This is a genomic window from Streptomyces sp. NPDC054786, from assembly GCF_053611685.1.
This window is the reverse complement of sequence record NZ_JBSHAW010000003.1, coordinates 20,576-39,527: the sequence shown is the minus strand read 5'-3', so window position 1 is coordinate 39,527 and position 18,952 is coordinate 20,576. Positions and strand designations below refer to the sequence as shown.

The 18,952-nt window shown below is 72.3% G+C and carries 17 protein-coding genes; 3 read left to right on the top strand and 14 right to left on the bottom strand.

Going from position 1 to position 18,952, the window contains the following annotated elements:
* Nucleotides 1-189: 189 nt before the first annotated feature.
* A complete protein-coding gene (locus ACWGI6_RS03805; protein WP_453265964.1) occupies nucleotides 190-2,808 on the bottom strand; it encodes an MFS transporter in 2,619 nt (872 codons plus the stop codon).
* Nucleotides 2,805-3,356 (bottom strand): MarR family winged helix-turn-helix transcriptional regulator, encoded by a 552-nt coding sequence (locus ACWGI6_RS03800; RefSeq protein WP_453265963.1) that lies wholly within the window; start codon nucleotides 3,354-3,356, stop codon nucleotides 2,805-2,807. The genes ACWGI6_RS03805 and ACWGI6_RS03800 overlap by 4 nt, the downstream gene beginning before the upstream one ends.
* 391 nt (nucleotides 3,357-3,747) lie before the next feature.
* Between ACWGI6_RS03800 and ACWGI6_RS03795 the strand changes: the two genes are divergently transcribed.
* Nucleotides 3,748-4,140 (top strand): PPOX class F420-dependent oxidoreductase, encoded by a 393-nt coding sequence (locus ACWGI6_RS03795; protein WP_453265962.1) that lies wholly within the window; start codon nucleotides 3,748-3,750, stop codon nucleotides 4,138-4,140.
* A gap of 54 nt (nucleotides 4,141-4,194) precedes the next feature.
* Here ACWGI6_RS03795 and ACWGI6_RS03790 read toward each other — a convergent pair whose 3' ends face one another.
* The 4 genes from ACWGI6_RS03790 to ACWGI6_RS03775 form a co-directional block, all read right to left on the bottom strand.
* Nucleotides 4,195-5,571, bottom strand: coding sequence for a nucleotidyl transferase AbiEii/AbiGii toxin family protein (locus ACWGI6_RS03790; RefSeq protein ID WP_453265961.1), 1,377 nt, complete (start codon nucleotides 5,569-5,571; stop codon nucleotides 4,195-4,197).
* Entirely contained in the window at nucleotides 5,568-6,206 is a 639-nt protein-coding gene (locus ACWGI6_RS03785; RefSeq protein WP_453265960.1) for a hypothetical protein, read from the bottom strand. The genes ACWGI6_RS03790 and ACWGI6_RS03785 overlap by 4 nt, the downstream gene beginning before the upstream one ends.
* A 138-nt stretch (nucleotides 6,207-6,344) precedes the next feature.
* Nucleotides 6,345-7,703, bottom strand: a complete 1,359-nt coding sequence (locus tag ACWGI6_RS03780) for an APC family permease (protein ID WP_453265959.1) — start codon at nucleotides 7,701-7,703, stop codon at nucleotides 6,345-6,347.
* A gap of 50 nt (nucleotides 7,704-7,753) precedes the next feature.
* Nucleotides 7,754-8,653, bottom strand: a complete 900-nt coding sequence (locus ACWGI6_RS03775; RefSeq protein WP_453265958.1) for a carbon-nitrogen hydrolase family protein — start codon at nucleotides 8,651-8,653, stop codon at nucleotides 7,754-7,756.
* A gap of 164 nt (nucleotides 8,654-8,817) precedes the next feature.
* On the opposite strand from ACWGI6_RS03775, the gene ACWGI6_RS03770 reads away from it, so the two are divergent.
* On the top strand, nucleotides 8,818-9,594 hold the full coding sequence (locus ACWGI6_RS03770) for a FadR/GntR family transcriptional regulator (RefSeq protein ID WP_453265957.1): 777 nt from the start codon (nucleotides 8,818-8,820) through the stop codon (nucleotides 9,592-9,594).
* An 82-nt stretch (nucleotides 9,595-9,676) separates the two neighbouring features.
* On the top strand, nucleotides 9,677-10,666 hold the full coding sequence (locus ACWGI6_RS03765; RefSeq protein WP_453265956.1) for a D-cysteine desulfhydrase family protein: 990 nt from the start codon (nucleotides 9,677-9,679) through the stop codon (nucleotides 10,664-10,666).
* Nucleotides 10,667-10,742: 76 nt separating this feature from the next.
* Here the strand turns inward: ACWGI6_RS03765 and ACWGI6_RS03760 are convergent, their stop codons facing one another.
* From ACWGI6_RS03760 to ACWGI6_RS03725, 8 genes are all read right to left on the bottom strand, one after another.
* Nucleotides 10,743-11,354, bottom strand: a complete 612-nt coding sequence (locus ACWGI6_RS03760; protein WP_393904862.1) for a TetR/AcrR family transcriptional regulator — start codon at nucleotides 11,352-11,354, stop codon at nucleotides 10,743-10,745.
* Nucleotides 11,355-11,458: 104 nt separating this feature from the next.
* On the bottom strand, nucleotides 11,459-12,337 hold the full coding sequence (locus ACWGI6_RS03755) for a 3-hydroxybutyryl-CoA dehydrogenase (protein ID WP_453265955.1): 879 nt from the start codon (nucleotides 12,335-12,337) through the stop codon (nucleotides 11,459-11,461).
* Between the two features lie 201 nt (nucleotides 12,338-12,538).
* Nucleotides 12,539-13,711 (bottom strand): acyl-CoA dehydrogenase family protein, encoded by a 1,173-nt coding sequence (locus tag ACWGI6_RS03750; RefSeq protein WP_453265954.1) that lies wholly within the window; start codon nucleotides 13,709-13,711, stop codon nucleotides 12,539-12,541.
* Nucleotides 13,712-13,761: 50 nt separating this feature from the next.
* Entirely contained in the window at nucleotides 13,762-14,934 is a 1,173-nt protein-coding gene (locus ACWGI6_RS03745) for an acyl-CoA dehydrogenase family protein (RefSeq protein ID WP_453265953.1), read from the bottom strand.
* Between the two features lie 35 nt (nucleotides 14,935-14,969).
* Complete coding sequence (locus tag ACWGI6_RS03740; protein ID WP_453265952.1) at nucleotides 14,970-17,057, bottom strand: acetate--CoA ligase family protein; 2,088 nt, start codon at nucleotides 17,055-17,057, stop codon at nucleotides 14,970-14,972.
* Between the two features lie 2 nt (nucleotides 17,058-17,059).
* The gene (locus tag ACWGI6_RS03735; protein WP_453265951.1) at nucleotides 17,060-17,251 is read right to left on the bottom strand and encodes a ferredoxin; all 192 of its coding nucleotides are present in this window, start codon (nucleotides 17,249-17,251) and stop codon (nucleotides 17,060-17,062) included.
* A gap of 13 nt (nucleotides 17,252-17,264) precedes the next feature.
* Nucleotides 17,265-18,542, bottom strand: coding sequence for an NADH-ubiquinone oxidoreductase-F iron-sulfur binding region domain-containing protein (locus ACWGI6_RS03730; RefSeq protein WP_453265950.1), 1,278 nt, complete (start codon nucleotides 18,540-18,542; stop codon nucleotides 17,265-17,267).
* Nucleotides 18,539-18,949: a hypothetical protein gene (locus ACWGI6_RS03725; protein WP_453265949.1), complete on the bottom strand. Its 411-nt coding sequence runs from the start codon at nucleotides 18,947-18,949 to the stop codon at nucleotides 18,539-18,541. The genes ACWGI6_RS03730 and ACWGI6_RS03725 overlap by 4 nt, the downstream gene beginning before the upstream one ends.
* Nucleotides 18,950-18,952 lie beyond the last annotated feature (3 nt).

Genomic DNA, 18,952 nt, shown 5'->3' with positions numbered 1-18,952 from the left:
TTCGGCGGAACTGTACGTAGGCCGAGGCTGCAGCGCCAAACCCGGCAGGGGCGCTTCTGCTGGTGAGCGGGGTGCCGGAGGTGCGACAGGCGCCCTTGAGCAGGCCCCTGCCGTTCCTGGCCGGCTCATCAGCGAGGGGCCCGGCGCTGCTCCCCCGCCGAGCCCCTCACCTGCATCGATCGCCGCTCGTCAGCTCGCCGGGTCGTGGCTCAGTTCGAGGTCGAACCCGTTGTTTCCGTCGGCCCCCAGGTTCAGTGGGGCGGCGACCGGCGGATAGCCGGCGGCGATCACGGTGTACTCGCCGCTGTCGAGGTCGGTGAAGACGTACTCACCGTCCTGCCCGCTGGTGGCGGTGGCCACCACGTTGCCCGCCGGGTCCAGCAGGGTCACCCGGGCATCGTCCACCGGGCCGCCGCGTAGCGTACGGACGGTCCCGCGGACCTGGGCACCGAGCGTCAGCCGCACCTCGTACCAGTTGCGGTCGCCGGAGGTGACCTCCACCTGGAGGGCGGACGGACGGTGGTGCTGGGCACTGACGGCCAGGGTGTAGCTGCCCGGGGTCAGTTCAGCGAACGCGAAGCCGCCGTCCTGGCCGGCCACGCCCGAGGCCACGACCTCGCCGCGTACGTCGGTGGCCACGACGAGTGCGCCGGGCACCGGGTCGTCGCCCTTCTCCTCGCGGACCTCGCCCGAGAGACCGGCCGCGCCGCTGAGGGACAGGTCGAACGACACCGGCTCGCCGCCCACCGCCACGGTCACGGCCTGCGGCCGGCGGGCTCCCGCGGAGCCGATCAGTACATAGGTGCCGGCGCCCGTCGTGGGCAGGACGTAGCCGCCGTCGGCCCCGGTCGCCGTACGGCCGAGCTGCCGGCCGCCGACACTGATCAGGGTGACCGCGGCCTGCGCCACCGGCCTGCCGCCGCCGTCGCGCACCGTTCCCCGGATCACCGGTCCGGTCGTGCCGGCTCCGCCGTCCGCTGAGCCCGAGGGGGCCGCGGCGAGGACCGGTACGGCGTCGGCGGCCGGAACATCGGCCGGCTCGTGCGGATCCGCGCCGCCGGTGGCGTCGACCGCACCCTCGGCACCGTTCACCGCACCGTCGACCGCGCCCTTGGCGGACTCCGCCTCGGCCTCGTCCTGCGCACGTGCCTGCAGACCGGAGAACTGCCGCAGCGGCACCTCCTTGATGAACCACATCAGCAGGAAGGCCAGGGCGACGACGATCGCGCCCATGAGGAATACGGTGTGCATCGAGTCGGCGAAGCCGCGCTTGAACGGCTCGGCCAACCGCGGGTCGAGGTGCTGGATGAACGACGAATCGCTCAGCACACCGGAGGAGTTGCCGTTGCCGGGGTGCTTGAGCATGTCCAGCACGGGCTTGTTCGCGGGGTCGTGCAGCACCGCGGGATCGTGCAGTGCGGCCTGGAAGCGCTCGGTGGACACCGCGTCCTTGAACGCCGAGGAGATCTTGTCGCCGACCGTGCTGAACAGCACCGACAGGAAGATCGCGGTACCGGCGGTGGCGCCCATCTGACGGAAGAACGTGGACGAGGCGGTCGCCACGCCCATGTCCCGCGGCGGCACCGCGTTCTGTACGGCCAGCACCAGGGTCTGCATACATCCGCCGAGTCCCAGGCCGAAGACCAGCATGTACACCATGGTCTGCCACAGCGGGGTGTCCCACTGGACCCTGAAGTGGAAGAGCAGCATCGCCGCGATCATCAGCGCGGTGCCGATGATCGGGAAGATCTTGTAGCGGCCGGTCTTGGAGGTGATCTGGCCCGACGCGATGGAGGCGATGAACATGCCCGCCATCAACGGCAGCATTTCCAGGCCCGACTTGGTGGGGCTGGCGCCCTTCACGATCTGGAGGTACTGCGGGATCATCAGCATCCCGCCGAACATGCCCATACCGATCAGCACGGACAGCAGGCTGGTCTTGCTGAAGGTGCCGTTGCGGAACAGCCGCATCGGGATCAGCGCATCGTCGCCGATCCACCGCTCGACGAAGATCCAGGCGATGATGCCCACCGCACCGATGGCATAACAGGCGATCGACCGGGACGAGTCCCAGCCCCACTCCCGGCCCTGCTCCGCGACGAGCAGCAGCGGAACGACGCCGACGGAGATGGTGAGCGCTCCCCACCAGTCGATGCGGTGATCGCGCCTGGTGTGCGGGATGTTGAGCACCCTCGCGACGACGAACAGCGCGACGATGCCGATCGGCACGTTGACCAGGAAGACCCAGCGCCATCCGGTGATGCCCAGCAGCTGGTCCTGTCCGGCGAGCGCGCCGCCGATCAGCGGCCCGGCCACGCTGGAGGTGGCGAAGGTGCCCAGCATGTAGCCCTGGTACCGGGCGCGTTCGCGGGGCGGAACGATGTCACCGATGATCGCCAGCGCCAGCGACATCAGACCGCCGGCGCCCAGGCCCTGCACCGCCCGGAAGGCGGCGAGTTCGGTCATCGAGGTGGAGAACGTGCACAGCACCGAACCCGCGACGAAGATGGTGATCGCGGCCAGGTAGTACGGCTTGCGGCCGTACAGGTCGGACAGCTTGCCGTACAGCGGTGTGGCGATCGTCGAGGTGATCAGGTAGGCGGTGGTCGCCCAGGCCTGCTCGCTGAGGCCGTGCAGATCGTCGGCGATGGTCCGGATGGACGTGCTGACGATGGTCTGGTCGAGCGCGGCCAGGAACATCCCCAGCATCAAGCCGCTGAGGATGGTGAGGATCTGACGGTGGCTCAGGGTTCCCGGTTGGGGTATCGCCTCGGCTCCCGCCGGGGGCGGGGAGGTGGCTGTGCTCATGTACGTATGTCTCCCTGCTCCACGGCGGCGCCCTGGTCTCCCCCGGGGCCCAGCCGTGTGTGTTGTCGTTCTGCCATGTCCTCGTTGAGACGGCCCAGCAGCCGGATCAGGTCGGCCCGGTCGTCGGGCGACCACGGTTCGAGGAGCGCGGCCAGTTCGGCGTCGCGCTGAGCGCGGTAGTGCGTGAAAGCGGCACGCCCCGCATCGGTCGCCGCCAGCAAAGACCCGCGGCGGTCCTCCGGGTCGGGGCGACGGGTCACCAGTCCCCGCTCGACCAGCGAACGCACCTGACGGCTGACGGTCGACAGGTCGAGGAACGCATCGGCGGCCAGATCGGTCGCCCGCTGGTCCCCGCCGACCACCAGTCTGGCCAGCAGCACCCGGTCCGCGGCGCCTCCGTCGGTCTTGGCGCGCTGTTTCCACGCCGCGATCAGCCGCGAGAAGCGGACGATCTCCGTCCCCAGCCCGGAGGCGGCCTCGTCGAGTCCCGACGAGGCGGTGACCTGCGGAGCAGCCCGGTCGCAGTCATGGACCGTGCCCTTACTCATCGTCGTGATCCTTCGCGGTGATGTCGTCGGTCCGCTGAACCCATTGCTTGTATCCAGCAAGCATAGCGGCTGGAACCGACTGCTTCGCACCACCCAACAGCGCCTCGGGCGAGAGGGGATGAGGAGAGGGATGAGGAGAGGGAGGCAGCGGCCCCTCGCACCTGACGGGAGAGGACGGCGGAAATCGAAACCGCGGCCGGCGAGGTCCGGCTCCGGATCTCCTCTCGGCCCCTCCTCTGCGGGCCCGCCCGGTCCGCGCCGCCCGAAGATCGCGGCACGGACCGGCCCGTATATGCTCCGCCACGGCCACCACATGCAGCGCACCTGCACCCAGCGGCGGAACGAGACCGGACGGACCGCCGCCCCATCCGCGACCGGCCGGGAGACCGTTGTGCACCTTCCCTCTGAACTTCTCGCGCTGCTGCGCCGCCCGAGCACCTGCTATCTGGCCACCTCGATGCCGGACGGTTCACCTCAGCTCACCCAGACCTGGGTCGACACCGACGGCGAGCATGTGCTGATCAACAGCGTCCGGACGCATGTGAAGACCCGGAACATCGGGCGCGACGCCCGCGTGGCCGTCACCGTCTCCGACCCGGACAACCCCTCGCGCTACTTCCAGGTACGCGGCCGGGTGGTCGAGACGACGACCGAGGGCGCGGTCGAGCACATCGAGCAGCTCGCCCAGAAGTACCTCGGCCGGCCCTATCCCTGGTACGGGGGCCGCGACCAGGAGCGCGTGCTCTTCGTCATCGAGCCGGAGAGCATCAGCGGCACGGGTTAGCGGGGACGGTACGGGGTGTACCGGGTGTACGGGCCGCCGGCGGCCGGCCCCGGTTCAGCCCGATGCGCCGCCCGCATCTCCGCTCAGCTGCCGCACCACCTCATCAGGGTCGGCGAGCAGCCACGTCCGCCGGCCGACCGCCGGATGGTCCCTGCGGAACTCCGCCACCACGGCGGCCGCATCCCGCAGGGCAGCTCCGTCGCGACCGGACAGCTCCCGTGTGATGACGACCGTGTTGTCGAACGTCACGTTCCGTTCGAGCAGCAGGGCCTGCACCGCGTCCATGCCCCGCCCGGCAAGGACCTCAGCGCATTCCGCGGTGAGCGAGGCGAACCAGGCGGCCCGCTGCCGGTACGCGGCGGTATCGCCGCTGCCGTCGTCCCTGGCGAAGGTGGGCTCCAGAGCCGTCACGAGACGATCGACGTACTCGTACTCGACGCACGGGGCCGCGGCCGCGAACCCGGTCCGGTCCGGATACTCCTTGCGGAGCTCGGACCAGTCGCCCGCGATCTCGGAGAGGGTCTGCAGCAGCACCGGATGCCGGTCGAAGCTGCCGCCGTCCACGCCCCGGAACACCTCGCGCAGCAGGGCGAACGGCAACTCGGTGCACTCGGCGAGCAGGACGGCATCGTAGAGATCCTTGCCCTCCGGATGCAGGTCGCTCACCAGCCAGAGCACCTTCCAGGCGAGCGACAGCGCGGGGGTCGCCGCACGGACCACCACCGGTGCGGTGCCCTGCGGTCCGCGGATCTCGGTGGGCTCCGCGGGCGCGGGCAGCCGCTCGTGGAAGACGAAGTCGAGCTGCACGCTGCCCGCCGGTACACCGTCGGCTTCGGCGGTCCACGGGATGACGAGCCGCCGGCCCGGCACCCGGTCGTACGACCAGATCTCGTCGCCGACCGCGGCATGCGCGTCCAGGCGTACCGGGCCGCCGCGGTGGGACAGCGCCTCGGCCGCGGCGGCGATGCCGTCGAGCATCCGGTCCGTACGGTCGTCCGCCGGCTGCCAGGTATCCGGCACCACGACGAAGTCGAGATCACCCGGCTCGCGTGCCGCTTCCCCGAACCACGACGCGAGCAGCATGCTGCCGCGGAGGACCAGATGACCGGCCCACGGGGACTGTGCGAGCGCCGCCAGTACGTGATGCAGCGCATGGCGCCGCGCCTCGTACCAGCGCTCACCGACCGCCGCCTCCGCGAAGCTCGGCTCGCCCAGGCGCATCCCGAAGACATGATGGAGTGCCGCGGGGTCGAACACCGGGCGCTGCACCACCCCGTCATCCGGTACGGGAAGCAAGGTGGCCGGCAGATCCATCTCCGCCCGCGTCGCCTCGTCCGGCCGGGCCCGTGGCACGACCGCCGTGCCCTCCCACGGCCCGTACCGGAACGCCCGCCACTGCGCCCCCGCGTCCGTCTCGTCGGTCCCCGTCATGAGCCGATCCTCTCCCCCGTCGCTGCGCACTCCCCGTCCAGCCAGCCCGCGTCGAGCGCCGGATTCCCGTCATGGACCACGAACTCCCGCTCGACGGCGGCTATTTGGTGGCCCGCGGCCCGCAGCCGCCCCGACAGGGCGTCCAGCCGCTGCCCCGCGGTCGCCAGGCCCACCATCCGGCACCGCTGGGTCACGAACCGCTCCTCCCGGCCGTCGGACCGTACCCGCCGTGCGTTGCGCGAGAGGTGCGCACCGTGTCCGACGGCGAGGGCGAGCAGGGAGTCGACGGGAGCGGGACGCGCCAGTACCAGCTTGAGGTGATGCTCGAAGTAGTAGTCGGGACCGAGCCCGGCGGCCTCCGCGTCCGTGCCGGGGACGCCCGCGCTCCAGGGCGTGGCCTCGATCTTCGTCCGCACCACCTCGAACCCCGCGGCCCGCAGCCCGTCCGCCCTCGCGACGGCCTCGGCCCGGACCTCCTCGTACGTCCCGGTCCCCCGCAGCGTCAGCATCGGCTGCGAGGGCACCTCCCCCTGTGCCAGCAGGATATGGACGCACTTGATGCGATGTGCCGCCGCATACTCGGCCAGTTGCCCGGCCACCTCGCGGTCCCCGTCGTCCCGGACGGTGAGATGCACCTCGAACTCCCCCGCAAAAGCAGGGCGCCCGGCCGCTGCCGTCCGGTACCCGGGAACCACTGCCCCGCCGCTCACACTCATCCCGAAATGATCACACAGCGTCCGGTGGCAGCGGCGGGCACCGTCCGCCGGGCCGCTTCACGTGATGGCGGCGGTACGGGAGTCCTCGGTGAGTTCCATCTTCGGCGGGGGCCTTCGGAAGCCCTTCGTGAGGAAGGTGAGGTAGGCGATGCCCACCGCCAGCCAGATCAGGCCCAGGAGTTGGGCCTTGAAGTCGAGATGGGCCAACAGCCAGATGTCGACGGCGGCGCCGATCACCGGGGCGATCACGTAGGGCAGGACGCGGGGGCGGTCCCCAGCCCGGCGGCCGCGGAGGTACGTGGCGAGGACGCTGAGGTTGACGAAGGTGAAGGCGGTGAACGCGCCGAAGTTGATGAAGGACGTGGAGGTGGCCACGTTCATGCGCAGGGCGATGAGGCCGACGGCGCCGGTGAGCACGATGTTGAAGACGGGGGTGCGCAGCCGGGGATGGATCCACCCGAAGGTCTTGCGCGGGAGGACCGAGTCGCGGCCCATGGCGAGCAGCAGCCGGGAGGTACTGGCCTGGGCGGAGATGCCGGAGGCGAACTGGGCGACGACCAGCCCGGCGAGGAAGAGGGCGGCGAACACGTCCCCGCCGATGACCCGGGCGATCTCGAAGGCCGCGGAGTCGGCGTCGGTGAAGGCGCTGCCCGGGTGGACCAGTTGGGTCGCGTAGGCCACCGCGACGAAGATTCCGCCGCCGATGAGGGCGACGAGGAGGATGGCGCGGGGCATGGTCCGTTTCGCGTCGATGGTCTCCTCGGTGAGTGTGGTGACCGCGTCGAAGCCGAGAAAGGAGTAGGCCGCGATGGCGGCGCCCGCCGAGATGCCGGCCAGGGTGGTGGCGTGGTTGGCGAAGGGCGTGGCATCGGCGATTGCGCCCGCTCCGCCGAGCTGGACCACGTGCCGCAGGGACAGCAGCACAAAGAACGCGATCACCAGGAACTGGAAGACCATCAGCAGGTCGTTGACGCGTTCCGCGGTCTTGATGCCCCGGACGTTCAGCGCCGTGGTCAGCACGATGAAGCCGAGGATCCACACCCAGAACGGGACGCCGGGGAACTCCGCCTGCAGATAGGCACCGCCGATGAGCCAGATGACCATGGGCAGGAAGAAGTAGTCCAGCAGCGTCGCCCAGCCGACGAGGAAGCCGACGCGTCCGTCGATGGCCTCCCTGACGTAGGTGTACGCCGATCCGGCGACCGGGTAGGCGGCCGCCATTTTCCCGTAGCTGTGCGCGGTGAACAGCATGGCGCACAGGGCGAGGAGATAGGCCGTGGGCACGGCGCCCCCGGTGGTGTCGGCCACGACGCCGAAGGTCCCCAGGACGATCAGCGGCGTCATGTACGCGAGTCCGAACAGGACGACGGACTTGAGGGTGAGGGTGCGGGCGAGCGTGTGCTCGGAGGGGTCCATGGGTGGCTCCGGGGATGTGCCGCGGTACGGGGAAGGAGGCGGGTCGGGGGTCAGTCGCCCGTGCGGGGAGGGAACGGGGCGGGGCCGGCGGGCCGCCAGCGGCGCGGGTCGATACGTCCGTCGTAGAGCGGGAGTTCCAGCGGAGCGTCGGTGTCGGTGAACTGGTCCCACATACGGTTCAGACCGGCGGTGCCGAACTCCCGTACCCGGGTGACGTCGTCGAGGTCGAGCACATCGGTGAGGACGGCGGGGCCTTGGCCGAAAGCCTCGGTGCGCACCCGGCCTTCGGGGTCGACGACGAGACTGCGGCCGGTACCGGTGGGGCCCGCGGTGTTGACGCTGAGCACGAACACCTGGTTGACGATGGCATTGGCGCGGGCGAGCACCAGCTCCTGGGCGCGGTCAGAGGTGGTGGTCATGACGGGATTGATGATCACTTCGGCGCCCATCCAGGCGAGGTGGCGGGCTACTTCGGGAAACCAGGCGTCGTAGCAGATCGAGAAGCCGACCCGGCCGGTCCCCGGCAGGTCGAGGACGACGAAGCGGTCCCCGGGGACGTAGGGCTCGTGCGGCCGCCACGGGAAGATCTTGCGATAGGAGGCGGCCGGCCGGCCCTCGGGCGAGAAGGCCAGCGCCGTGTTGAACAGTTCGCCGTCCGGCCCCCGCTCACAGACGCTGCCGGGTACGAGCCAGATGCCCAGGTCCCCGGCGAGCTCGGCGAGTTGCCGCGCTCGGGGGCCGTCCAGCGGTTCGGCCGCCGCCCGCAGCTGGTCCTCGGACGCGTCGGCGGAGCCGGTCACCCCACACAGATGCAGCTCGGGGTACACGACGAGCCGGGTCTGCGGGAAGCGTGCGATCAGCTCCCCGACCTCCTCGGCGAAGCCGGACAAGGGTGCCGTGGCCGGGCGGGGCGGCGCCTGGACGAGGGCTACGGGCAGGGGTCGGGACACGGGCCTCACCTGCGTTCTCACTGGCCGGACGGCGCTGTGGCCGACGGGCCGCCGGGGGGAGCCCCCCGACGGGCCGCCGGGGGACATCAGGACCCGCATGAAATTAGAGCAAGATGAGCTCTTATTCAAGAGATCTCATAATGAGATCTTTGTTAGGGTGAGTCATGCCCGGACACCTTCCCGACGCCACGGAGCCCGAGGCCGCGGTGCGGGGCCTGAATGCCCCGCCACTGGGTGGCATTCAACGGCTCTCCGCCCTGGATACGGTGCGCGCCCGTATCGCCCTCGCCGTCGAGCTCGGCCTGCTGGCCCCCGGTGAGCGGCTCCCGCCGACCGACCAGATCGCCGCCGCACTGGGCGTCGGGGACATCACCGTCCGCCGCGCGCTCGCCTCGCTGCACGCCGACGGTGTGCTGGAGCGCCGGCGCGGCCGGACCGGCGGCACCCTCGTCGCCGAGCGGCCGGCCAAGGGAACCGTCACCGAGGCCGCGGCCTACCGCGCGGCAGCGGCCGAGGTCCACCGGCTGATCGACCACCGGCTCGTCCTCGAATGCGGTGTCGCCCATCTGGCGGCCCTGCATGCCGGCGAAGCCGCCCTCGACGCCCTCGACCGGCTCGTCGGCGAGATGGACGCGGCCGAGAGCTGGACCGAGTTCCGCGGCCACGACGAGCGGTTCCACCTGGCGGTGTCGGAGGCCACCGGCGTCACCTTCGCCGCCGCGCCGTACGGCGCGGTGCTGCAGGACCTCTACCGCTACTACCTGCCGTATCCGCTGGACACCCTCCGGCGGTCCAACTGCGAACACCGCGCCCTGGTCGACGCCCTGCGCCGCGGCGATCCGGTGGGCGCGGCCGAGGTCGCCCGGCGGCACGTCGCCCAGCTGCACCGGACGATGTTCGTGGGCCTGATGGACGGTGCCGGGCCGACGGCCGGCGCATGAGCGGAACCCGCCGGCCGTCGGCCCGGCATGGCACGCTGACCGGCGGACGGACAAGGGCAGGGCGGACGGAAGGACAGTGACGATGACCTTGGGCAGCGGCGCCCCGCGACGGGCAGCACTCGGGACCTGGCCGACCCCGCTGGAGCCGGCGCCGCGGCTGGCCCGTGCGCTCGGCCTCGGGACGGCGGACCTCTGGATCAAGCGCGACGACCTCACCGGTCTCGGTGGCGGCGGCAACAAGGTGCGCAAGCTGGAGTGGATCTGTGGTGCGGCGCTCGCCGAGGGAGCCACGACCCTGGTGACGACCGGTGCCCCGCAGAGCAACCACGCCCGGCTGACCGCGGCGGCCGGTGCCCGGCTGGGGCTCGATGTCGTGCTCGTACTGGCCGGCTCCCCGGGCTCGTCGGCCTCCGGCAACCTCGCTCTCGACGGCCTCTTCGGGGCCACCGTCGCCTGGGCCGGGGAGGTGCGGGGCGAGGAACTCGCCGCCGCGGCGGAGCGGGTGGCCGGACAGCTCCGGCGAAGGGGCGCCGTACCGGCCCTGATTCCCTTCGGTGGTTCCAGCCCGCTCGGCGCGTACGGCTACGCCGAGTGCGGGCGCGAACTGCTCGGCCAGGCCCCGGACCTGGACACCGTCGTCGTCGCTCTCGGGTCCGGTGGCACCATGGCCGGCCTGGTGGACGTGCTCGGGCCCACCCGCGTGCTGGGTGTCGACTGCGGCGCGCTGGGCGACCCGGCGGGCGCGGTGACCGGGCTGGTCGCCGGCCTCTCCGGTGCGGTCCTCGCTCCGGGGTCACTGCGCCTGCGGCGGGACCAAGTCGGCGCCGGCTACAGCACCTTGACGGACGCCTCGATGGACGCGCTGACGCTGGCGGGCCGTACGGAGGGCGTCGTGCTCGACCCCGTCTACACCGGGCGCGCGCTGGCCGGTCTGCGGGCAGCGGTCCGGGACGGGACCGTGGTGCCCGGACAGCGCACCGTGTTGCTGCACTCCGGCGGTCTGCCCGGTCTGTTCGGCCATGCCGCAGCCGTCGCCCGGTCCCAGGAGGCGCTCACGGTCTTCACCCCGTAGCGGCGCCCCGGCGCCGGACTGCCGCCCACGGCGGCGCCGCGGGTTCACACGGCCCGCGCGCCGCCCGGCCCACGCCTCAGACCTCGGGGAATCCTTCGGGAATGCCGAGGGGCCCCGCGACGGCCCGCCAGATGGCCGCTTGGGCGGTGGGCAGGTCGATATGGGGATCGCCCAGCATCAGCCGGATACCGAACCCGTCGCTCAGGGCGAGCAGCAGCGTGCTGGTCGCCTTGACATCGCAGTCGGTGAACTCGCCCGACTCGATGCCCCGCCGGATGGCCTGGCTGATCCAGGTGTCCAGCTGGTCGTACAGGTCCACGGCGAAATGCTGGGCGGCCTCGTCGCGCAGGGCCCGCACCCACAGTTCCTGCCACAGCCGCCAGTCCTGCCGCAGCTCCGGGTCCGTGGGCAGCATGTTGAGCAGAATGCGGGCCAGGACCACCGAGGCGGGCACCGTGTCCGCATCCCGGTCGAGTTCCGTGCCGGTCTGCGCGAAGGAGTGGGTCATCGCCTCGGCGAAGAGCCGCTCACGGTTCTCGAAGTGGTAGTGGAGCAGGGCGGTGGACACTCCGGCGTGTTCCGCGACCATGCGCATACGGATTTTTTCGAAGCCGACCTCGGCGATCACTTCGCACGCGGCGGACAGGATCCGTTCCCGCGTTTCGAGAGTGCGTTCAGCCTTGGCCACGTGAGTGCTCCCCGGATCGGTGTCGGTGTCCTCGGCGGGCTCGGCGGGCCCGTCCCGTCCATCTTCCCGCATCGCCGTCTTCGACCGTCCGTCGCCCGGTGGGCTCATGGGTAGCTGTGGAAGCCCCGGCCCGACTTGCGGCCGAGGAGGCCCGCATCGACCATCCGCGCCAGCAGCGGCGGGGGTGCGTAGCGCGGTTCACGGAACTCCTCGTACAGCGACTCGGCGATCGCCTGCGTCGTGTCGAGGCCGATCAGATCGGCCAGCGCGAGCGGCCCCAGCGGGTGGGCGCAGCCCAGCCGCATCCCCCGGTCGACGTCGTCCGCCGAGGCCGCGCCGGACTCGACCATCCGCACCGCGTCCAGCAGATAGGGGACGAGCAGGGCGTTCACGATGAACCCGGCACGGTCCGCGGCGTGCACGACCTCCTTGCCCAGTACGTCGGCGGCGAAGGTGTGTGTCCTGCGGGTGGTCTCCTCGCCGGTCAGCAGGGACGGCACCAGCTCGACGAGCGGCAGCACCGGAACGGGGTTGAAGAAGTGCAGGCCGATGACCTGCTGGGGGCGTGCGGTGGCGGCGGCCAGGCGGATGACGGGAAGGGACGAGGTGTTGGTCGCCAGGATCGCGTCGGGTCGTCGTACCGTCCGGTCCAGCCGCGCGAAGACGGCCAGCTTGGCGGCCTCGTCCTCGGCGACGGCTTCGATGACCAGATCACGGTCGGCCAGCGCGGACAGGTCCGCGGTGACCGTGATCCTGGCGAGCGCGGCGTCCCGGTCCCGGACCGAGAGCTTTCCGGCAGCCGTGGCACGTGCGAGAGAGCCGGAGATCCGGCGGAGCCCGGCGTCCGCCGCCTGGGAGGTCGTCTCGACGACGGTCACGTCCCGGCCCGCCCGGGCGCACACCTCGGCGATTCCGGAGCCCATCAGGCCACAGCCCACGACTCCGATCTGTTCGACAGTGCCAGTGCCAGTGCCGTCGGACATCTGACCTCCTTGGTGGTGTACGTATACGGACGGATCGGGGAGTGCCGGTCGCGCGCCAGGGGGCGGACGCGGACCGGTCGGCCGTCGGTCCGTGCTGCCGGGCGGGACACGGTGGCCCGCGGTGCCGGGCGGGGTGTGGCAGCGGTCGCGGCGGCGTGCCCCGGCCCCTGCCGTGCCCCGCCCGGGCACGCCGGGAAGGTGTCAGCCGGCGGTGGGCATCTGCAGCACGCCGGTGCCCCGCTTGACCAGTTCGCCGGCGATGATCAGGCGCTGGATCTCGGAGGTGCCCTCCCAGATCCGGTCCACCCGCAGCTCGCGGTAGAGCCGCTCGACGGGGTAGGAGCGGTCGTAACCCCGGCCGCCGAAGATCTGCACACAGCGGTCGATCACCCGCCCCGCCGCCTCGCTCGCCGCGAGCTTGGCGATCGCCGCCTTGGCGTGCAGGGTCTTGCGGTCGACGGTGCCCTCGTCGACCTCCCAGGCGACCTGGTGCGCGTAGGCGCGGTTGACCGCGATATCGACCGCGCAGTCCGCCAGCATCCCCTGCACCAGCTGGAAGTCGGCTATCGGGGACCCGAACTGCTTGCGCTCCACCGCCCAGTCCCGGGCCAGCCGCAGCGCCCGCTCGGCGGCGCCCGTCGTACGGGCCGCGATCATCAGCCGTTCCTCCGTGAACCAGGACCGGGTGATGTCGTAGCCCTTGCCGACGCCGCCGAGAACGGCGTCCTCGGGGACGTGCACATCGCTGAAGGTGAATTCGGGGTGCTCGTAGACGAAGGTGTGCATGAAACGCGGCACCCGGGTCATCTCGATGCCGGGGGTGTCCTTGTCGACGAGGAAGAGCGTCGGCTCCCGGTCCGTACCCGCCGCAGCGAGGACGATCATGAAGTCGGCGTGGTCGCCGACGGTCACGAACCACTTCTCGCCGTTCAGTGTCCAGCCGTCGGCCGTCCGCGTCGCGGTGGTCGCCAGGTTCTGCGGGTCGGAGCCGGCCCCGGGTTCGGTCACCGCGTAGCAGTCGCGGCGCTCACCGCGGATGACCGGTTCGAGGTAGCGCGCACGCTGGGCGGGGGTGCAGAAGCGCAGGGCGTTGGCGGGGCGCCACACGGTGTCCCACAGGGCGCCGGTGAGCTGCCCCAGTTCCTCCTGGACGATCGCCTGCTCCAGGATGGTCAGCCCGGCGCCGCCCCACTCCCGCGGCATGTTGACGGCCTGCAGCCCGCTGTCGAGGACGGCGTCGCGGATGTCGGCGTGGGCCTGCGCCGGGAGGCCGTTGTTTTCCTCGCAGTCGGTTTCGTAGGCGGTGAGGGTCTCGGTGAGCTCGCGCGCGGTGCGCTTGAGGTCCGCCTGGCGGGGGGTGAGACGGAAGTCCATGTCAGTCCTCGAAGATCGTGGTGGGCCGGGGTCCGGTGGCGGGCGGCGGGTCAGGGCAGGGGCAGGTCGAGGGCGCGGGTACCGCGCTTGATGAGCTCGTTGGCGATGATCAGGCGCTGGATCTCGGAGGTGCCCTCCCAGATCCGGTCCACCCGCAGCTCGCGGTAGAGCCGCTCAACGGGATAGGACCGGTCGTAACCCCGGCCACCGAAGATCTGCACACAGCGGTCGATGACCCGGCCCGCCGCCTCGCTCGCCGCGAGCTTGGCCGTCGAGGCCTTGGCGTGCAGCGCCTTGGGGTCGGCGCCCGGCTGGTCGGCCTCCCAGGCGACCTGGTGGGTGTAGGCGCGGTTGACCGCGATATCGACCGCGCAGTCCGCCAGCATCCCCTGCACCAACTGGAAGTCCGCGATCGCCGAACCGAACTGCTTGCGCTCCACCGCCCAGTCCCGGGCCAGTTGCAGGGCCCGCTCGGCGGCGCCCGTGGTGCGGGCCGCGATCATCAGCCGTTCGTCGGTGAACCATTCCTTGGTGAGTTCATAGCCGTTGCCGACGCCGCCGAGCACGTCGTCGTCGGGCACGAAGACATCGGTGAAGGTGAACTCGGGGTGCCCGTTCACGGCGGAGTGCATGAAGCGCGGCACCCGGGTCATCCGTACGCCCGGTGCCTGCTTGTCGACGAAGAAGAGGGTCGCGGCCCGCTCCGGGCCCGCGTCGGCCTGCACCAGCAGGAAGTCGGCGATGTCACCGCAGGTCACAAACCACTTCTCGCCGTTCAGCAGCCAGCCGCCCTCGGTACGGGTGGCGGTGCTGGTGCCCGAGGAGGGGTCCGATCCCGCGCCGGGTTCGGTCACCGCGAACGCGTCGAAGCGCTCACCCCGGATGACGGGGAGCAGATACTTCTCCCGCTGGGCCTCGGTGCTGTACGCCAGCACGTTGGCCGGCCGCCAGGGGATGTCCCACAGGCAGTTGGTGACCTTGCCGAATTCCTCCTCGACGATGACCTGGTCGAGCAGCGAGAGTCCGGGACCGCCCCACTTCTCGGGCATGTTGATGGCGTAGACACCGGCGTCGATCGCGGCCCGGGTCAGCTCGCGGACGGTTTCGGCGGGCAGCGGTCCCCCGGCCTCCTCGGCCTGCTCCTCGTACGGGAGCAGCAGCTCGGTGTAGGCGGCGGCGCGAGCCTTCAGATCGGCCTGTCGGGCGGTGTAGCGGAAGTCCATGGTGTCCTCCGGGACGGCGGGCGTGGGGCGGGGCGTCAGGTCAGTACGGCGCGGGCGTCGAGGGCGAGGGCGCCGTCCGGGCGGACGAGCAGCGGATTGACCTCGATCTCGGTGACCTCGGGGTGGGCGGCGGCGAGCGTGGTGAGGCGCTCGATGACGGCTGCCGCGGCTGCGAGGTCGACCGCCGGCCGGCCTCGGACTCCCTTGAGGAGCGCGGCGGTCCGCAGCCCGGCCAACAGCTGTTCGGCGCGGGCCGCCGGGACGGGTGCCAGGGCGAAGGCGACGTCGTGCAGTGCCTCGGTGAGCACCCCGCCGAGGCCGACCATGGCGATCGGACCGAACCGCGGGTCGCGGTTCACCCCCACGATCAGTTCGACGCCGTCCGTCAGATCGGCCATCGCCTCGACCGAGTAGGAAGCGGCGCCGAGCCGGGCGTGCATCTCCCGGAAGGCGGTGACGAGCGCCGGCCGGTCCGGCAGCCCCAGGGCGACACCGCCGGCGTCCGACTTGTGCAGGAGGTGGAGGGCCTTGAGGACGTAGGGCCCCGGGAACGCGTCGGCGGCGGCGCACAACTGGGCTTTATCGGTGATCTCACGGGCCTCGGGGAACGGCACTCCGGCGGCGGTCAGCAGGGTGCGGACGCCGTGGTAGCCGGGGTCGCGCAGCGGCGGCGCGGCCGGTGGCAGCCGGCGGACGCCGGGCGGGCCGGCGGCCTCGGCCGCGGTCATGGCCGCCAGTGCGCGGGCCGCGTCCTCGGTGGACGCGAACACCGGTATGCCCGCCTCGACCAGCGTCCGGCAGCTGGGGGCTTGCGGGAACATCGACTGGACCACCAGGGGTTTGGCGGTGCGCGCCGCGTGGACGGTCATCTGCTGTGCGGTCTCCAGCTCGCCCGCGGCGAGCGCGCTCCCGCCGCCCGCGGTGCCGCTCTCGGCCGACGGCCCGCCCAGGCCGCCGGTCGCCGCCGAGTAACCGCCGAAGTACCCGGTCAACACGACGGAGTCGACCTCGTCCAGGGCGAGCAGGGCACCGACGGTGTCGCCGTAGGAGTGCGGGTTCTGCTCCCCCATCCCGGCCAGGTCGACGGGGTTGCCCACCGCGGACTGTTCCCACAGCAGCGTCCTGAGCCGTTGCTGTGCGGCGGCCCCGAGTTCGGGCACGGCCAGCCCGGCGGCTTCGGCGGCGTCGGCGGCGATGGCTCCGTGGCCGCCGCCGTCCGTACAGACCGCGGTGCGGTGTCCGGTGGCGCGCCGCCCCCCGTTCAGCGCGGCGAGGACCACGGTCATCTCGTGGGGGGTGGCGACCAGTTCGACGCCCGCGTCGCGACAGGCGGCGGCCACGACATCGGCGGAGGTGGTCAGGGCGCCGGTGTGCGACTGCGCGCTGCGCGCGGAGGCGGCGCCCCGCCCGGCGGTGAGCAGGACCACCGGTTTGCCCGCGGCGGCGGCCGCCTCGGCGAAGGCCCGGCCGTTGCCGAAGTCCTCCGCGTAGACGGCGATGGCCCGGGTGGCGTCGTGCCGGGCGGCGTCCTCGACGAGGTCGACGAGGGTGACGTCGGCCTGGTTGCCCAGCGAGACGAAGCGGGAGAATCCCAAACCGTGCGGGGCGCAGCGGAGTTGGAGTTCGAGCGCGAGGTTGCCGCTCTGGCTCAGCAGGGCGATGCCGCCGGGCGCGAAGCGGTCCGAGGCGAGATAGAGCTCGGTGGTGTTGTCGGCGATGCCGAGGCAGTTCGGGCCGACGAGGACGGCGCCGGCGGCGCGTACCCGGTCGGCGATCGCCTGTTGGCGCGCCAGCCCGAGGGGGCCGGTCTCGGCGAAGCCGGCGGTGATGCCGACGATGGCGCGGGCGCCGCAGGCCAGCGCGTCGTCGACGGCGGCCTCGAAGCCGGGGCCCGGTACGGAGATCACCACGAGTTCGACCGGTTCGCCGATCGAGGCGAGCGAGGTGGCCGTGGTGCGCCCGAGGACCGTGCCGCCCCGGCGGTTGACGAGGTGGACGGGGCGGCGGTCGGGTGCCCGCAGCGCCTGGGCGGCGACCGCATGGCCGTACTTCGCCGGGTCGTCACTGGCACCGACCACCGCGACCGACTTCGGGTCGAACAGGGCCGACAGATCACGTCCCATGGTCACCTCTCCCACCGGAGCGCGGAGTTGGGGCAGGCCTCGGCGGCGGCGCGGGCGGCCTCCTCGGAGGCGCCCGGCGCGGGGTCGGCGACGACGGCGGCGTAGCCCCATTCGTCGAGGTCGATGAGGTCCGGTGCGGGTTCCTGGCACAGGCCGTAGCCCTGGCAGCGGGTGGTGTCGAGACGGAGTTTCACGGTGGTCGTCCTTTCAGCGGGAGGAGGGGGCGGTGCGCGGGCGGGGCACGGCGGGGTGGGCGACGTGCGGGACGGGCACGGTGAGCCGGCCGGCGTCGGCGGGCGCGGCACAGCCCGGGCAGGCGGCGTCGAGGTGCGAGCGGACCAGGTCGGGAAAGGCGCGCAGGAGACTGCCGGCCGTGCCCGCCGCGGCGTCGAGCAGTCCGCAGGCGCCGCGGCCGGGCAGTGCCGTCGACCAGCGGTGCATCCGGGTGAGGAGGTCGGGGTCGGCCGTGCCGGTGGTCAGGGCACCGACGGCGTCGTGGAGGGAGCCGGTGCCCGCGACGCAGATGCCGCACTGCCGTGCGCTCTCGGCGGCGAGATGGGCGAGGACGGCGGAGGCGAGGGACACCGGGCACTCGTCCGGGGCGAGGAAGCGGATCGCCCCGCAGCCCAGTGCCGTGCCCGCGGCCGCGAGGGTGTCGGGGTCCAGTGCGAGGTCGAGTTGGCCGGGGCCGATCAGCCCCCCGAAGAGGCCGCCCATGAGAGCGCCGGCCGGCTCGGGGGTGCCCTGGGCCCGCGCCAGGGTCCGCAGGGTGCAGCCGTAGGGCACCTCGGCGAGCAGGGGTTCCGCGCCGCTGCCCGCGAGCGTCACCAGGGTGGCGCGGGCCGTGCGGTGCCGGCGGTCCGGCCGTGCGGCGATGAGCGCGATACGGGCCAGGGTCTCGACGTTGGCGACGAAGGTCGGTGCGCCGCCGACGCCCTGTTGGTAGGGGCGGGGCGGTTTGGCGGTGGGGAGGGCGGGGCCGCCGTTGATCCGGCGGACCACGGCGGTCTCCTCCCCCGCGACGTAGGTGTGCGGGGTCTCGACGACGTCGCACGGCAGCTGAGGTGCCCGTTCGGCGAGCGCACGGCGGATCCGTTCGCCCGCCACGGTGTCGGAGACGTAGACATAGCCGCGTTCCGCACCGGTGATCTCCGCGGCCCGCGCCAGCCCGTCCAGGACCAGGTGCGGGCGGGCCCGCAGCAGCCAGCGGTCCTTGACGGAGCCGGGCTCGCCTTCCTCACCGTTGGCCACGACGACGGGGCGGGGCCCGGCGTCGCGGACGGCGCGCAGTTTCGCGGCGGTGGGGTAGCCGGCGCCGCCTCGTCCGCGCAGGCCGTCGGCGATCCGGTCGAGGAGCTCCGCCGCTCCGATCGCCTTGCGGTAACCGCCGGTGGCCGCATAGGCCCCGGCGTCCTCGGTCACGCCTGGCGCCGAGCCGAGCACGGAGGGGGTCCCCTGCGGTGTCAGGGAGTCGATCCCGGTCATCCTCGGTCTCCGTCCGGTGAGGTGGTGCGCAGGCTGCGCACCGCGCTTTCCAGGGCGCTGCGGTCCGCGGCCGTGCGGTCGTACCCCGGTCCGGGGAGGCCGATCAGCATGCGGTGGTGGTCGAGCACGACCTCTCCGGCCCGGAGTGCGGCCCGGCGGTCGCCGGGGCGGGTACGGCCGGCGACCGCGGTCACCAGGTCCGTCACCTCCGCGAGATAGCGGAGCCAGCCGTGCTGGGTGCCGTGCAGGATCAGGCGCTCGACGCGGCGCCGTTCGGCCTCGGTCGCCTCCGCGGGGGCGTCCGTCATCCGCCGCGCCGCGGTGCGCAGGGCCGCGACGGTGGCGGGCAGTTCCCGTTCGGGTTCGGGGGTGAGCCCGAGCCAGATCAGGTTCCGACGACCGCTCATGCG

Excerpts from the sequence above, each read along its gene's own strand:
- ACWGI6_RS03800 (WP_453265963.1), bottom strand. The coding sequence starts at position 3,356 with ATGAGTAAGGGCACGGTCCATGACTGCGACCGGGCTGCTCCGCAGGTC.
- ACWGI6_RS03765 (WP_453265956.1), top strand. The coding sequence starts at position 9,677 with ATGACCTTGGGCAGCGGCGCCCCGCGACGGGCAGCACTCGGGACCTGG.
- ACWGI6_RS03805 (WP_453265964.1), bottom strand. The coding sequence starts at position 2,808 with ATGAGCACAGCCACCTCCCCGCCCCCGGCGGGAGCCGAGGCGATACCC.
- ACWGI6_RS03750 (WP_453265954.1), bottom strand. The coding sequence starts at position 13,711 with ATGGACTTCCGTCTCACCCCCCGCCAGGCGGACCTCAAGCGCACCGCG.
- ACWGI6_RS03725 (WP_453265949.1), bottom strand. The coding sequence starts at position 18,949 with ATGAGCGGTCGTCGGAACCTGATCTGGCTCGGGCTCACCCCCGAACCC.
- ACWGI6_RS03745 (WP_453265953.1), bottom strand. The coding sequence starts at position 14,934 with ATGGACTTCCGCTACACCGCCCGACAGGCCGATCTGAAGGCTCGCGCC.
- ACWGI6_RS03740 (WP_453265952.1), bottom strand. The coding sequence starts at position 17,057 with ATGGGACGTGATCTGTCGGCCCTGTTCGACCCGAAGTCGGTCGCGGTG.
- ACWGI6_RS03730 (WP_453265950.1), bottom strand. The coding sequence starts at position 18,542 with ATGACCGGGATCGACTCCCTGACACCGCAGGGGACCCCCTCCGTGCTC.
- ACWGI6_RS03780 (WP_453265959.1), bottom strand. The coding sequence starts at position 7,703 with ATGGACCCCTCCGAGCACACGCTCGCCCGCACCCTCACCCTCAAGTCC.
- ACWGI6_RS03770 (WP_453265957.1), top strand. The coding sequence starts at position 8,818 with ATGCCCGGACACCTTCCCGACGCCACGGAGCCCGAGGCCGCGGTGCGG.
- ACWGI6_RS03790 (WP_453265961.1), bottom strand. The coding sequence starts at position 5,571 with ATGACGGGGACCGACGAGACGGACGCGGGGGCGCAGTGGCGGGCGTTC.
- ACWGI6_RS03755 (WP_453265955.1), bottom strand. The coding sequence starts at position 12,337 with ATGTCCGACGGCACTGGCACTGGCACTGTCGAACAGATCGGAGTCGTG.